Annotated in this window: 14 protein-coding genes; all 14 read right to left on the bottom strand. The window is 47.2% G+C overall.

Annotated elements, in window-relative coordinates; all coding sequences use genetic code 11:
• Position 1: 1 nt before the first annotated feature.
• The 14 genes from rng to C4S60_RS03805 all read right to left on the bottom strand — a co-directional run bounded on the left by rng (position 2) and on the right by C4S60_RS03805 (position 12970).
• The gene (gene rng, locus C4S60_RS03870) at positions 2-1471 is read right to left on the bottom strand and encodes a ribonuclease G (RefSeq protein WP_103879029.1); all 1470 of its coding nucleotides are present in this window, start codon (positions 1469-1471) and stop codon (positions 2-4) included.
• Positions 1472-1489: 18 nt separating this feature from the next.
• Entirely contained in the window at positions 1490-2074 is a 585-nt protein-coding gene (locus C4S60_RS03865) for a Maf family protein (RefSeq protein ID WP_103879028.1), read from the bottom strand.
• Positions 2064-2552: a rod shape-determining protein MreD gene (gene mreD / locus C4S60_RS03860; RefSeq protein WP_103879027.1), complete on the bottom strand. Its 489-nt coding sequence runs from the start codon at positions 2550-2552 to the stop codon at positions 2064-2066. Before mreD ends, C4S60_RS03865 begins: the two co-directional genes overlap by 11 nt.
• Positions 2553-2569: 17 nt before the next feature.
• On the bottom strand, positions 2570-3433 hold the full coding sequence (gene mreC / locus C4S60_RS03855; protein WP_103879026.1) for a rod shape-determining protein MreC: 864 nt from the start codon (positions 3431-3433) through the stop codon (positions 2570-2572).
• A gap of 61 nt (positions 3434-3494) precedes the next feature.
• Positions 3495-4538: a rod shape-determining protein gene (locus tag C4S60_RS03850; protein ID WP_103879025.1), complete on the bottom strand. Its 1044-nt coding sequence runs from the start codon at positions 4536-4538 to the stop codon at positions 3495-3497.
• A gap of 151 nt (positions 4539-4689) precedes the next feature.
• Positions 4690-7752, bottom strand: a complete 3063-nt coding sequence (locus C4S60_RS03845) for a DUF6701 domain-containing protein (RefSeq protein ID WP_103879024.1) — start codon at positions 7750-7752, stop codon at positions 4690-4692.
• Positions 7749-8222, bottom strand: coding sequence for a hypothetical protein (locus C4S60_RS03840; protein ID WP_103879023.1), 474 nt, complete (start codon positions 8220-8222; stop codon positions 7749-7751). Before C4S60_RS03840 ends, C4S60_RS03845 begins: the two co-directional genes overlap by 4 nt.
• The gene (locus tag C4S60_RS03835) at positions 8212-8940 is read right to left on the bottom strand and encodes a PulJ/GspJ family protein (protein ID WP_103879022.1); all 729 of its coding nucleotides are present in this window, start codon (positions 8938-8940) and stop codon (positions 8212-8214) included. Before C4S60_RS03835 ends, C4S60_RS03840 begins: the two co-directional genes overlap by 11 nt.
• Entirely contained in the window at positions 8940-9518 is a 579-nt protein-coding gene (locus C4S60_RS03830) for a type IV pilus modification PilV family protein (protein ID WP_103879021.1), read from the bottom strand. Before C4S60_RS03830 ends, C4S60_RS03835 begins: the two co-directional genes overlap by 1 nt.
• Positions 9508-9981, bottom strand: coding sequence for a pilus assembly FimT family protein (locus tag C4S60_RS03825; RefSeq protein WP_103879020.1), 474 nt, complete (start codon positions 9979-9981; stop codon positions 9508-9510). Before C4S60_RS03825 ends, C4S60_RS03830 begins: the two co-directional genes overlap by 11 nt.
• A 147-nt stretch (positions 9982-10128) precedes the next feature.
• Entirely contained in the window at positions 10129-10611 is a 483-nt protein-coding gene (locus C4S60_RS03820; protein ID WP_103879019.1) for a type II secretion system protein, read from the bottom strand.
• Between the two features lie 24 nt (positions 10612-10635).
• Complete coding sequence (locus C4S60_RS03815; protein ID WP_103879018.1) at positions 10636-11181, bottom strand: prepilin-type N-terminal cleavage/methylation domain-containing protein; 546 nt, start codon at positions 11179-11181, stop codon at positions 10636-10638.
• Positions 11182-11273: 92 nt separating this feature from the next.
• The gene (locus C4S60_RS03810; protein WP_103879017.1) at positions 11274-11747 is read right to left on the bottom strand and encodes a hypothetical protein; all 474 of its coding nucleotides are present in this window, start codon (positions 11745-11747) and stop codon (positions 11274-11276) included.
• Complete coding sequence (locus C4S60_RS03805; protein WP_103879016.1) at positions 11747-12970, bottom strand: type II secretion system F family protein; 1224 nt, start codon at positions 12968-12970, stop codon at positions 11747-11749. The genes C4S60_RS03810 and C4S60_RS03805 overlap by 1 nt, the downstream gene beginning before the upstream one ends.
• Positions 12971-12975: the final 5 nt, after the last annotated feature.

Raw genomic sequence — 12975 nt, 5'->3', positions numbered from 1 at the left:
ATTACATCATAACAACGTCAAATTGTTCTTGAATATACAACGGCTCGGCCTGAATACGAACCTGCTTGCCAATGAAGACTTCAAGCTCTGCCAAGGCATGAGACTCGTCTCCCTCCAATGTCTCGGCGACAGCAGGTGAAGCATAGACGACAAAGTTGTCTGCATCGTAAGCTCGGTTGACTCGCGTGATCTCTCTGAGAATTTCATAACACACGGTTTCCACCGTTTTCACCGAACCCCGTCCCTCACACGTTGGACAACCACTGCATAGCACATGTTCAATACTTTCTCGGGTACGCTTACGTGTCATCTCAACCAACCCCAGTTGAGTGAAGCCGTTAATGTTGGTTTTAACGCGATCTTTAGAGAGTGCCGATTCCAGAGACGCCAGCACTCTTTGTCGGTGTTCATCCAGCCCCATATCGATAAAATCGATAATGATAATGCCGCCAAGATTACGCAAGCGCAGTTGACGAGCAATAGCCTGTGTGGCTTCGATATTGGTGTTGAAAATCGTCTCTTCTAAATTACGGCGTCCAACAAACGCCCCCGTATTGATGTCGACTGTGGTCATCGCCTCTGTCTGATCAATGATCAGATAACCGCCCGACTTCAGATCGACCTTGCGCTCCAATGAACGCTGGATCTCATTCTCTGTGTCGTACATATCGAAGATAGGCTTATCCCCTTCATACAGCTCAAGCAATTGCTCAAGCTCAGGAACAAACTCCCCGGTAAACTCTTTCAAGCTCTCGAAGATCAGTCGTGAATCGACCTGAATGCGCGTGATTTCGGTGCCGACAAAGTCTCTAAGAATACGATGAGCAAGGCCCAGTTCGCCGTATAGCGTAGAGCGTGTCTTATATTTACTACGACGCTCGTTAATTTTTAGCCATAGACGCTTAAGAAAGGCCGCATCCTGTGCCAGCTCTTTTTCATTCGCGCCTTCTGCGGCAGTACGAATGATGAAACCACCGTTTTCATCGCAATACTCAGCGACAACATTCTTAAGGCGGTTACGCTCGTCTTCACTTTCTATACGTTGGGAAACGCCAACATGACTAGCACCCGGCATAAATACTAAATAACGTGAAGGAAGGGTAATGTCGGTAGTAAGGCGGGCCCCTTTCGTGCCCAGTGGATCTTTTACCACCTGCACGACAATGTCCTGACCCTGACGCACCAGTTCAGAGATATCGCGAACCTGGAACTGCTGCTTTTCATTTTCGGCAACACATTCCGTATGCGGAACAATATCAGAGGCGTGCAGAAACGCGGCTTTTTCCAAACCAATGTCGACAAAAGCAGCCTGCATACCGGGCAGCACACGACTGACTTTGCCTTTGTAGATATTGCCTACGATCCCGCGCTTTGCTTCACGCTCAATGTGGACTTCCTGCAGAATTCCACCTTCAATCATAGCAACTCTTGTTTCACTAGGAGTTACGTTTATTAACAGCTCTGCACTCATGAGCGCACCTCAATATTTTTAATTATTTATAAATTCTTGCAAGAGCTGGTCAGTTTCATACAGTGGCAGTCCAACCACAGCGTAATAGCTGCCCTCTATACGAGTGACAAAACGCCCGCCGAGTCCTTGGATTCCATAACTGCCAGCTTTATCTTGGGGTTCACCACTGAGCCAATATTGTTCGATTTCTTGCTCACTCAGTGTTTTGAACCAGACGTCCGTGGTTACGACCACCGACGCTTGCTTATTTTTTGATACGACGGTAACCGCCGTCAATACCTGATGTTTTTGATTAGACAGGCCAGTTAACATGGCCTTCGCATCCTCAAAATGGTCCGGTTTTTCTAACACCTGCCCATTGAGCACGACCACAGTATCAGAGCCGATCACCAGAGAATCGTCTGGGCTAAGCTTAAGCCCTGCCCGCGCTTTCTCTCGTGATAAGCGCTCCACATACTCGGAGGCCGTTTCCTCCGCGTGCTTTTGTTCTTCAGTGTCCGGGCTCACCTGCGAAAACTGATAGCCCAATTGATTAAGTAACTCTCTTCTTCTCGGTGAGGTTGACGCGAGAACGATATTAGAATGGCTGGTTTTATCTGACATGCCACTGCCTTCTTACCCGACGTAATAACAAGAACATCCATGGCCAAAGTATACAGTTAATCAAACCACTCCACAGCGACATTGGATTAAAAGTCACGTCCTGGATCAAATACTCACCAAAAAAGATGAAGACCTCTAACCCCATAGATAACAACGCCATAATGGTTGCCTGCTGCCAGAGTGCCATGTTTCGTAACACAAGAAAGTTGAGGGCGACAATGTAGATCACTATCGACATCATCATGCCACGAATGCCCAATGTAGACCCAACCAACAGGTCCCAGATAAGACCGACTAACAGAGCGGTGCCCACATTGACACGATTAGGCAGTGCCAGCACCCAGTAGCCAAGCACCAAAAACAGCCAGGAAGGTCGAACAAAGTCCAGAACGCCAGGCCAGGGGATCGTCTGTAATGTCAGCGCCACCAGCAAGGACGTCCCTATGACTAGGTGACTGCGAAATGAACTATGAGACATAGTGGTGTGTTAATCCTTTATTGTACATTCAGCATCTCTTCAACTTCTTGTTGCTGTCGGTCGCTGCTAGGCCAGATCAACAACAAGTATCGCAATCGGTCAAAATCAACTACAGGCTCAGCAATAATACTGGCAAACTCTCGTCGGTTGTCTCTTTGAACTGACTTAACGTGCGCAACTGGGTACCCTTCAGGGTATATTCCACCAAGCCCAGATGTTACAAGAAGGTCATCGGGCTGGATATCGGTACTGGTTGGAATATGCTCAAGCTGAATCTCGTCGATCGCGCCATTGCCAGAAGCTATCACCCGAATATCATTGCGTATTACCTGCACCGGAATAGCGCTGTTCGAATCCGTCAGCAGCATAATTCGGCTATTGTGAGCTCCGACAAAGGTGACCTGACCAACGATGCCGTTCTCGTTGATAACGGGCTGCCCTTCATAAACACCATCAATGCGTCCCTTATCAATCACCACCTGATGTCGATAAGGTGAAGTATCAACCGCCATCACTTCAGTGACCATTTTCTTTTCATCCCGGACGAAAGATGAACCTAACAGTTCTCTGAAACGCTGGTTTTCTTCACGATACTGGTCAAGCAAAATTAAATCGCTTTTCAGGCGTAGAACTTCACGTTTGAGGTTCACGTTTTGTTCAGCTAATCCCTGACGGGTATTCAGCCGTTCATAAACGCCATCAAACATCGTTCTGGGAAGATTGGCAGCATATTGAATCGGTGCGACCGCACTGTTCAGCAAATAACGGAAATTTGAGAAAGTATCTAAACGACTATCAGCCAGCATTAAGCCGGCTGATAATGTAACAGCAAGAAATAACCGAAGTTGTAAAGAAGGACCTCGACCAAATATTGGTTTCATGTACTCGTCATCCTGATGTGGACTCTAGTTTTAGCGCCACACCAAAACCAGAGTGAAACCATTATTCGTCTGTAAATAGATCGCCACCGTGCATGTCGATCATTTCTAGCGCTTTACCGCCACCACGAGCCACACACGTCAGTGGATCTTCAGCAATCACAACTGGAATGCCGGTTTCTTCAGTCAACAGACGGTCAAGGTCACGTAGCAACGCACCACCACCTGTTAGCACCATACCGTTTTCAGAGATGTCTGATGCCAGCTCTGGTGGGCACTGTTCAAGTGCGACCATTACTGCAGATACGATACCTGTAAGCGGTTCCTGAAGCGCTTCCAGGATCTCGTTTGAATTAAGACTAAAGCTACGTGGCACACCTTCTGCCAGGTTACGACCACGAACTTCGATTTCTTCTACCGTATCGCCAGGGTAAGCAGAACCAATTTCGTGTTTGATTTTCTCTGCGGTCGCTTCACCAATCAGGCTACCGTAGTTACGACGAACATAGTTGATGATTGCTTCATCAAAACGGTCACCACCGATACGTACAGAAGATGAGTAAACCACACCATTTAGTGAGATAACCGCAACTTCCGTGGTACCACCACCGATATCGACCACCATTGAACCTGTTGGCTCTGACACACGCAGACCAGCACCAATTGCTGCCGCCATCGGCTCATCGATTAGGTACACTTCACGAGCACCCGCACCTAGCGCTGACTCACGAATTGCACGACGCTCAACCTGAGTTGAACCACAAGGCACGCACACCAAAACACGCGGGCTTGGTTTAAGTACGCTGTTATCATGCACTTGCTTGATGAAGTGCTGAAGCATTTTTTCGGTCACATAGAAATCAGCGATAACGCCATCTTTCATCGGACGAATTGCAGAAATGTTACCCGGTGTACGACCCAGCATCTGTTTCGCTGCATGGCCTACCGCCGCAACGCTTTTGGCCGAACCCGCACGGTCTTGACGGATAGCTACTACAGAAGGCTCGTCAAGGACGATACCCTGTCCTTTTACATAAATCAGTGTGTTGGCAGTACCTAGATCTATCGATAGGTCGTTAGAAAACATGCCACGCAGTTTTTTAAACATATTCTTCGCTCGTCCTGCAAGAATTAGAAGACAAAAATTGCACTAAATGTACCAATGCCACGCCAACTCAGCAAGGCATTGAAGCAGAAACATTGGAGGAAACCCCCATTTTCTTACAGTTTCCTTACTTAACGCAAAAAATATGCAGGAATTATTGGCCTATTAGGCGAGGTTCTCCCCGATAAATTACCCGGTCGTTACCTCGGAAAGAACCAAACGTCACCACGGTGTGTGGATCTTCATCACCTACGCCGCGCCAATCGTATCGAAGCCAAGGACGCGACACGCTCTCACTATGGCAGGTGATAGCACTGTCTGTTTGCTGCAGTTTCGCCGGAGGACTGCTATCGAGGCGCAACCAGAGGTTGACTTGTTCTCGTGTCTGATCATTGACCGCAAACAATTGAGTTCCCTCACCGTCATCGACCGGTGCATCCTCAGCCCCCATATTGAACAAGCGCGCATTCGAGCTGGAATTTCCTGACCAAACCGTCTGCTGACAGAAGTGTTTACCATTGTAAACAGAACCACTGTCCTGATGATTGAGAACAAAGCCAGAATCACTCCAGTACTCCACCTGTAAAGGGACTGTCAACGCGCGAGTCAGATCACCGCCGATATTGCCCAATACCATGCGGCCGTAGCGAAAATCAGGTTGATTAGGAAAAGCCTTTCCTAATCTGGTGCTGTCAGGCAGAGACATGCCTGGACTCTCAAAATCGACACCATCGACCAAGTTGGATTCAAGCCCAAAACTCGTTTTCACTGGCAATTCTTTAATCGAGCTGGTCCCGCCGATTTGATAACGCCTCGCAAATACATAGCCTCCGAAATCAGTGTCAAGTTGCGCCAAAGGCGATTCGCACTGGTCGCACTGCCATTCAGTCCCTTCCCAGCTTAGTGCCGTGGCACTAATTCGCGGAAGGTAAGAGCGAATATCGCTGTCTGTTGCCACATGACTCAGCGTGACGATGAATTCTGACGCAAAGTGTCCATAGTTAGGCGTCGGTCCTTCGTCCAGATTACGCGCCTCTACGACAAATGTAGGTCTGATAAGCTGGTCCATATAGGCAAAGTTGTCATGTCCAGATTCGTAGCCCCAGTCATTGGCAACCAATGCCAAATGATGCGGGTAGAACCGACCGATATTGCGAACGCTGGGGTTAATCGTCATATCTAAATACTGAGATGAACTCTCAATACGAGTGAGCAGACTCCCAACATCCTCCCAGTACAAATCATAGAAAGGAAGAACTTGATTACTCTGCTGATTGCCGCGAGCAAAGGTACTCCCTTCTTCCCCATTCATTTTGAGTGGCAGGCGTTCTTCAACAGGTCTTACCGCTGGTGTGTTTTCAGCTGCACTCAATGTCACGCTGGATACGGGGGCGCCCTGATCAAAATAGTTCTTAGTGACCAGCTGGTTATTACACCAGGATTGAGTGACACTGACAGCCCCTTGTACTGCCCCTCCTTGCTGCCAGCGAATAGGGAGTACGTCCAGGTCAAATCGTTCACCCGCCGCCTTGTAGCCGCTGCCTTGCGCTGAGGTACCGTCCAGCGCCAGCTGATAATTAGAGGCGTCACAAATTGCAAACGTCCACGGCCGCACTTTTAACTCATGCACCCCTTTATAGGTGACACACTGCTTGCTACTACTGCTCTGCTTTTCTGACTGGCTCTGTCCTTTTGACTGGATTTGCTTGTCCTCATCGAGGCAACGGGTTTGCGATAACTCAAACGACACTCGACCCACTTCATCATAGCGGACATCCATTAATGCGCTCTGGCCAGCCTCAGGGGTTGCGCTACCTTGCGAAAAGTCTAACAACAACTTGTTCACCGGAATCGGTTCAAATTGGTCGCCCGAACTTTCATGCGCTTTTACCTGGATAGCGGACTCAACCGCTGGGTATTGGGGTTCGTGATAACCCGTTGTGGCAATGGCCACCTCTTGCATACCTGAGTAGTCTTGCGCAGCAACGACCTGTGCTCTTCCAGCTCGAGTGACTGAACAAGTCACGGGACGAACTTCAACCGTCGCGGGTTTTCCCGCGATTAAACCAGAATTATCAGGAGTGAACGCAAATTTGTTAGCGGTAAACTCATAGTCACCCGCGACATAAGTGTCATTGGCACTCTCCACCAACTCACCGGATATGTTGATTTGCTCTATCGACTGGCTGCTCGCATCAAAAACAATCAGCCCATTTGTACTGGGATTATACAAATCACCACCAATATGGTTCCCTTCGACCATAGTCATGGTGACCGACGAGGGAGCGGCAATTCTCACCCCTTTGGTGTAGTCGGAAACTGGCACTCCATCTTGAACCACCCTAAACGTGAGATGCTGCGTTTCGCAACTTAGAGCAATACCTTTAACCGGTTCGAGCTCTAGATAGTAGTTTTGACTGGGTGGGGGGGCATCACCACAAAGTTTAGGGAGTGTAAACTTGTTGCGTTTACCGGTCACAAGCAGATGGTTAACGGTGATATTCATATGAAGATCATTGCTTTCTCCGCTCACTGTTAATCCACTATGGAAACTTGCCGGATCCACATACAAAGCGGCAGAGACTTGGTTGTGATTAGTAAAGTTCACTCCAGACTGCGCTCCGTGGCCAATGAGAATAAGATCTTCGATGTCTCCCCCTTTGTTAATGTGGGAGTGACCACTCACGTAAAGTGACCTGTAATGCAATACAGTGGGTGAACTGATCTTTATTTTTGCCGCATGCTCTAACGTCAATGAGCCGATCCAAACCTCTCCGCCCTCTAACGTCAACGTTTTTCCCTGCCTCACCGTTAAAGACTGTATTTTGCTATTTTTTGGTAAAGTACACTGTCCCTTTCCACATTGCCATTGCTCGAGATCATTGGGGAATGGAGGCAATGTCACAGGCAAAGTCGATGACGGCGAAGAGGGATTAATACCACAACTGTCTTTTGCATCGTTCGGATAATAACAATGTGCCGCTGTTCCATTAGGAGCCGAGCTATTGAAAAGGTAATTAAACGGCATTTGAAAGCCATCGGCGTCAAAAAACAACTCCTGATCATGTCCGGCAAAATCTACTTTCGAAACAAAGGGGAGGCCGTCAATCGTCCGATTATTGGTTTGAATCGATTCTGGAAAATATGCACAATATTCAATCGCATAGGCGTTTGTCATCGCAATTAAAAACAGAAAGAAAGTACCTAACCTGCTCATTGAGATACTCCTTTTACCCACGCCTCTTGCTGACGCTCTATATCAAAACCTTTTGTATCTCCACAAAGTGCTCTGCTGGTAACCTTAAAATACTGAAGTTCTTCAGGGATCAGCGCGGTTTCGCCACCAGTAACCGTTTCACACTGAATAAAAAGCGCACGACAGCTTTTATCAACCTGAGCGGTGAGATAAGAGGCAGCGGTGGATAACTCAGGGGAAAGGTTATTACACCTAACGGCTAACTCTGCCGAAGAGCCAGGCTGACCCAAAGGATACAGTTGAGTCAGTGCCCACTCCACACCTGAGCTGGCCAACAAAGACGCCTTAGTGCCTATGAGCTCGCGAGAGAGCGTATCGTTACCCGACCATTGAATTCGATTCAGATTCATTGCCAACATCCCCATCACCACCACGACAAAAATGGCAACGATGTAGACACTACCTTTTTGTGAGCGTTTTTTAGGGGACATTTTGCACCTGTACATCATATTGAAAGTTAGACTCTTCGCTCGCTCGATTAAAGACAAGCGTCAGACGCACTAATGCTGCGCGAAGCAAGGAAGCATCCAGGTAAGAAAAATGACTTTTCGTCGTATCTAAGTTAGTGGCCACTCGCACGCCATTGCGTTCAATATTGCCCGCTATCGTAATGCAATAATTCACCTTACCCGCTGAGTTAAACACGTAGAGCCTCTGAGCAACAGAACCTTGCACAGGCAGTTGATTGAGTGAGAAATATTGACCATCAGTTATGGACTGTACCCCCGATAAACTGACGGCCCGACTGCTTTCTAAGTCCTGTTGCCGGCTGGGGTTAATGATCAGCTTTTCTGTTTCACTGAAGCTGTGGGGATAGGCACTAATGTTTCCTAGGACAAACTCCGTTTTCGTCGACTGTTCATCGAGGTGATAAAAGCCTGAATAGACAATCGGATAAAAAGAGACACACTGTCCGTTTACTGTGGTTTGAATACTGTTAGGTACCGCATGCTTAAGCTCTCTGGACATCTTCTCAATCACAAACTGAGCCTGATTCTGCACTTTACTGCGGGCCACGGAATCAACATAACCGCGAGCACCGAACTCCACAAAACCCGCGATACCCAAAAACAGGATCCCCAGAATCACCATAGTGATGACCAGTTCGAGTAAGGTAAAACCAAGCGGTTTACTGGTTGTAACTCGCATCAGTAATTCCCCTTGTATGCCACAAAGCGATAGGCGGCAAAATTGCTGGCCGATACCTCAACCAGAATCTTTTTGAATTGACTGGTTTGCTGCGAAGTGACTTGACCACCCAATGCCGTGTCAACATCGTACTCTACCTGCACATTAACCACGAAATTCCGATAGTCCTGTACGCCGTCTCCACCCATGATGTCGGTAAGTGGCAAACCTTGCCCACACTGCTGCTGAGCATTGGCTCCATACCAACAGCCGATATAATCATCGACATCATTGAAGAATGCGGGCTGTTCATCGGACTCGGCTCCTAACTGACCTGGCGGAGTACACAATACACCACTCTCATCGCAGCGAGCTAAGCCCCCTTCACGGTCACTATGTTCATCAAAACTCACCGCCAGTATCTGATTCAGTACAGCCTGTCCTAACGCCGCCGCTCTTACTTCATAATGGGGCATAGCGCTTTTCTTAACGCTGGGGAATAAAAAGCTCGTCAGGGTAATCAGTGCAATGGCTAATATCACCATGGCAACGACGCTCTCTATCAGTGTCATGCCACGATTGGCTCGTCTAGCAAGCATCGACAAATCCCTCCGAGTTTATACAGAGCGAAGCTGAATCACTGTGCTGGCTAAATTGAATCTGTATCGGGAACGTGCACGAATCACACACAGGGCGACCCAGAAGATCAAAGTCAATTTGATTGAGTGGTGCGGATACCTGAACGCCTTCCAATTGCAGGTAGTCGGACTGACCTTGTTTATTCGATTGACTACAACTATAACGAGAGCCAAAACAATCTTGTTGAATCACCAATTGATAGCGACGGTTGAGATCACTGACTTCATTAATATTGGATTGCATCCGGCCTAACTGTATCTGCTGTACGATAGCAACGGCCTGTTCTTTTGCCGCCTCCACAGAAAAACCCGATCGCCCCATAAATCGACTGGCAGCAACCACTGAGATAACCGACAGCAAAATCAGCACAACGATCAGTTCGATGAGCGTAAATCCGGCTAATTTTCGCGGTTGGATTGGCATAGTATTACCCGTAACAATAACTGATAAATAGTATACAAAAGGCCTGTACTAACTCATCCATCAATCATCAGAAATCTTTAAAAATCAGAATGTTTATCACAATACAAAAAAGGCCAGCCGGAGCTGACCTTTCATACTAAAGACGTATTAACAACCCGTTGCAACTACCGTGATGGTAGGTGTTGAATCTGCATCTGCCGCATTACGATATTCAACGTAGCAATTAGTATCCACAATGTCTCTTACATTTTCGAATGTTCCGGAAAAAGTAGTGACCAAGCGGGTGTTCGCTCTGTTGGTCTGAAAACTCCACTCGTTAGCATTGCTAAGACCGTCGACCGCTCGAACTAGACCATCTTCAGAGGCTTCTGGGTAACCGAATACAAGGTTGATGTCATTGTTGCCATCAGCGACCGTAGCGGTAGACTCTTTTTCTACACCTGCAACGGCAGCCTTACCATACACAATACCCGTCGCACCAGACATCGCCCCTTTTAGTCCATTCAGAGACGATTCGCGAGCGTCACCCTGCAGGTTAAGGAAGCGTGGTGCTGCTGTTACTGCCAGAATACCCAGAATAACGATAACGACGACCATTTCGATGAGTGTAAAACCACTTTGTCTTTTCATATTACTCTCTCAATTGAAAACCAATTAATTGTTATTCGCTAGTGAAACGCTGACTTTGCCACTTGTAAGGTCGTACTCAAACTGATGAAGCTCATTCGCACCTTCATTTTGGTAGTAACGACATGTAGTACCATTAACTCGTTGCACGATATACTTAGCATCAGACACTGTGTTCTGATTTCCTTGGACCGTAGATGGCGCGTTTTGAAGCAAGTTCTGCATCAAAAATTCACAGTCTTCGAGCGTCAAGGAATTAGCATTCGATCCTGAAGCACCAGCAGGGTACCCATCACGACGATTATTGTTCTCAGATGACGTCAGAACAAAGTCTGTACCATCATAGCTAACTTCATTGTCGGTACCATTAGTAGGGCGGCCTTCAGCCTCCCACTGAGCCCTGACGGAAAGCACAGCGCTAGCAAATCCACCTGCAACACCTTCAATACTTGACTGTTTCGCTTGATCCGTAACGTTAACAAAGCGAGGAAGCGCCGCTACTGCTAACAGGCCTAGCACAACAATGACCACGACTAATTCAACCAGAGTAAAACCTTGAGCTTTTTTCATCATCTTTATCCATTATATAAGTGAAAGCGTGACTTTCTGCGCAAATTATAACTAGTTAAGTAATGATTACAAAGCATTAACGTCAATTTTTTTACTCATGTCAAAAAAATGACCTCTACACGCAAGCTTCTAATTTTATGGATTTTAATCTCTATATCCGAATTTATACCGTATAGACAACTATAGCTATTAGGGGCAATTTCTTCCGATTTTACAAAAAATCCATTGGTTTTATTTATGTCACCTTTATAAACGACAGATAACAGGTGGTTACAGTCTCTTCTATCATAGTTTGCCAATTCCACCCACCCATTGCTATCAAACTTTACGAGCGTGTTATCAATATTGAGAAACTTCGGCTGCTTATTTAACAGCCAGCTTTTATGCAGTTCGTTGATACGCTGTTGTATGACTTTACCTATCACGACCGCTTTAGTGCGGGTTATTTTCGCCTCATTGCGATTGACTTCCGCTAGGAAAAAACCTACGAGCGCGAGCACGACACTCGCCCAAATAAGCCAGCGCAGCGCATTTCTCTGCAAAAAGACACTATTGATGGGCACTGGCACTAGATCCCTTTCATCGCATCCAACATGCCCCACATTGGCAAGAAAATCCCCAGCGCCAGAATAAGTACCATCAACGCCACGATCGTCAACAAAATCGGCTCAATTCTCGCCGTCAGTGTCTTAAGGTCATAATCCACTTCCCGGTCATAAAAGTCAGAGACTTCCAGCAATAACTCATCAATTCGACCCGTTTCTTCACCTACAGTGATCATCTGGATAACCAGTGGCGTAAAGATGTTGGCGTTTATCGCGGTTGAAGACACGGTGCTACCCGCCTCTATTGAAGACTTCATCTCCATGATGCGATTCTCAAGAAACTTATTGTCTAATGCTTCTGCTGACAGGGCTAACGATTGATTAAGCGGCACACCCGCCCTCAACATTAAGGCAAAGGTGCGAGAAAAACGCGATAACTGCGCTCTGTTGACAATTCCACCGACAATCGGCAAGCGAAGCTTGATATGGTCCCACTTTTCTCTGCCTGCTGCCGTCGACAGCCAGGCTCGAAAAGCAAACAGCCCCCCAACCATCGCTCCGAGCAGGAGTGGCCAATAACCGACAAAAAAGTTAGACGTGGTAATCAAAATTCTCGTTGGCAAGGGCAGATCGACCCCAAAACGAGCAAACATATCGGCAAATTGAGGGATTACCTTGATGTTAAGAATGAACAGCGCGGCCACTATAAACGTCAAAACAAACGTCGGATACCGCATCGCAGCTTTAATTCGTTTTCTGGTTTCAACTTCTTGTTCATAGTAGGCAGCCAATTGTTCCAATGCCTGATCGAGTCGACCGGTGTTTTCACCCACCGCAATCATCGACACAAATAATGGACTGAACACCCTCGGGTGTAGCTGCATACAGCTGGACAAATTACGACCATTAGTCAGCTCATTTACCACCTCTTCCAGGGCCTGCTTTAACTGCTTATTGGTGCAATTCTGAGTTAATCCTTTCATCGAACGGAGCAGCGGTACCCCCGCTTTAGTCAGACTAAAAAGCTGACGGCAGAAGATCACCAGCACTTCCAAAGGAACTGCCGGTGCAAACAAAGACGTCAGGTGCTCACTAAATGAAGATGACTTGCCACCTAATGAGATCGAAATAGGGATGATTCCGCGCGAAATCAGTACGTCCGCAGCGGTCTCTTCTGTAGCCGAATCCAGTTGACCGGTGATCTCTGAACCATCAAGGTTGCGCCCTTTATAGCGATAAGTTGGCATTATTC

Source organism: Vibrio hangzhouensis (genome assembly GCF_900107935.1).
Lineage (GTDB): Bacteria > Pseudomonadota > Gammaproteobacteria > Enterobacterales > Vibrionaceae > Vibrio > Vibrio hangzhouensis.
This window is presented reverse-complemented; position numbering and strand designations above follow the sequence as displayed.

Coding starts and splice junctions, on each gene's coding strand:
- rng (WP_103879029.1), bottom strand. CDS start 1,471: ATGAGTGCAGAGCTGTTAATAAACGTAACTCCTAGTGAAACAAGAGTT.
- C4S60_RS03865 (WP_103879028.1), bottom strand. CDS start 2,074: ATGTCAGATAAAACCAGCCATTCTAATATCGTTCTCGCGTCAACCTCA.
- mreD (WP_103879027.1), bottom strand. CDS start 2,552: ATGTCTCATAGTTCATTTCGCAGTCACCTAGTCATAGGGACGTCCTTG.
- mreC (WP_103879026.1), bottom strand. CDS start 3,433: ATGAAACCAATATTTGGTCGAGGTCCTTCTTTACAACTTCGGTTATTT.
- C4S60_RS03850 (WP_103879025.1), bottom strand. CDS start 4,538: ATGTTTAAAAAACTGCGTGGCATGTTTTCTAACGACCTATCGATAGAT.
- C4S60_RS03845 (WP_103879024.1), bottom strand. CDS start 7,752: ATGAGCAGGTTAGGTACTTTCTTTCTGTTTTTAATTGCGATGACAAAC.
- C4S60_RS03840 (WP_103879023.1), bottom strand. CDS start 8,222: ATGTCCCCTAAAAAACGCTCACAAAAAGGTAGTGTCTACATCGTTGCC.
- C4S60_RS03835 (WP_103879022.1), bottom strand. CDS start 8,940: ATGCGAGTTACAACCAGTAAACCGCTTGGTTTTACCTTACTCGAACTG.
- C4S60_RS03830 (WP_103879021.1), bottom strand. CDS start 9,518: ATGCTTGCTAGACGAGCCAATCGTGGCATGACACTGATAGAGAGCGTC.
- C4S60_RS03825 (WP_103879020.1), bottom strand. CDS start 9,981: ATGCCAATCCAACCGCGAAAATTAGCCGGATTTACGCTCATCGAACTG.
- C4S60_RS03820 (WP_103879019.1), bottom strand. CDS start 10,611: ATGAAAAGACAAAGTGGTTTTACACTCATCGAAATGGTCGTCGTTATC.
- C4S60_RS03815 (WP_103879018.1), bottom strand. CDS start 11,181: ATGATGAAAAAAGCTCAAGGTTTTACTCTGGTTGAATTAGTCGTGGTC.
- C4S60_RS03805 (WP_103879016.1), bottom strand. CDS start 12,970: ATGCCAACTTATCGCTATAAAGGGCGCAACCTTGATGGTTCAGAGATC.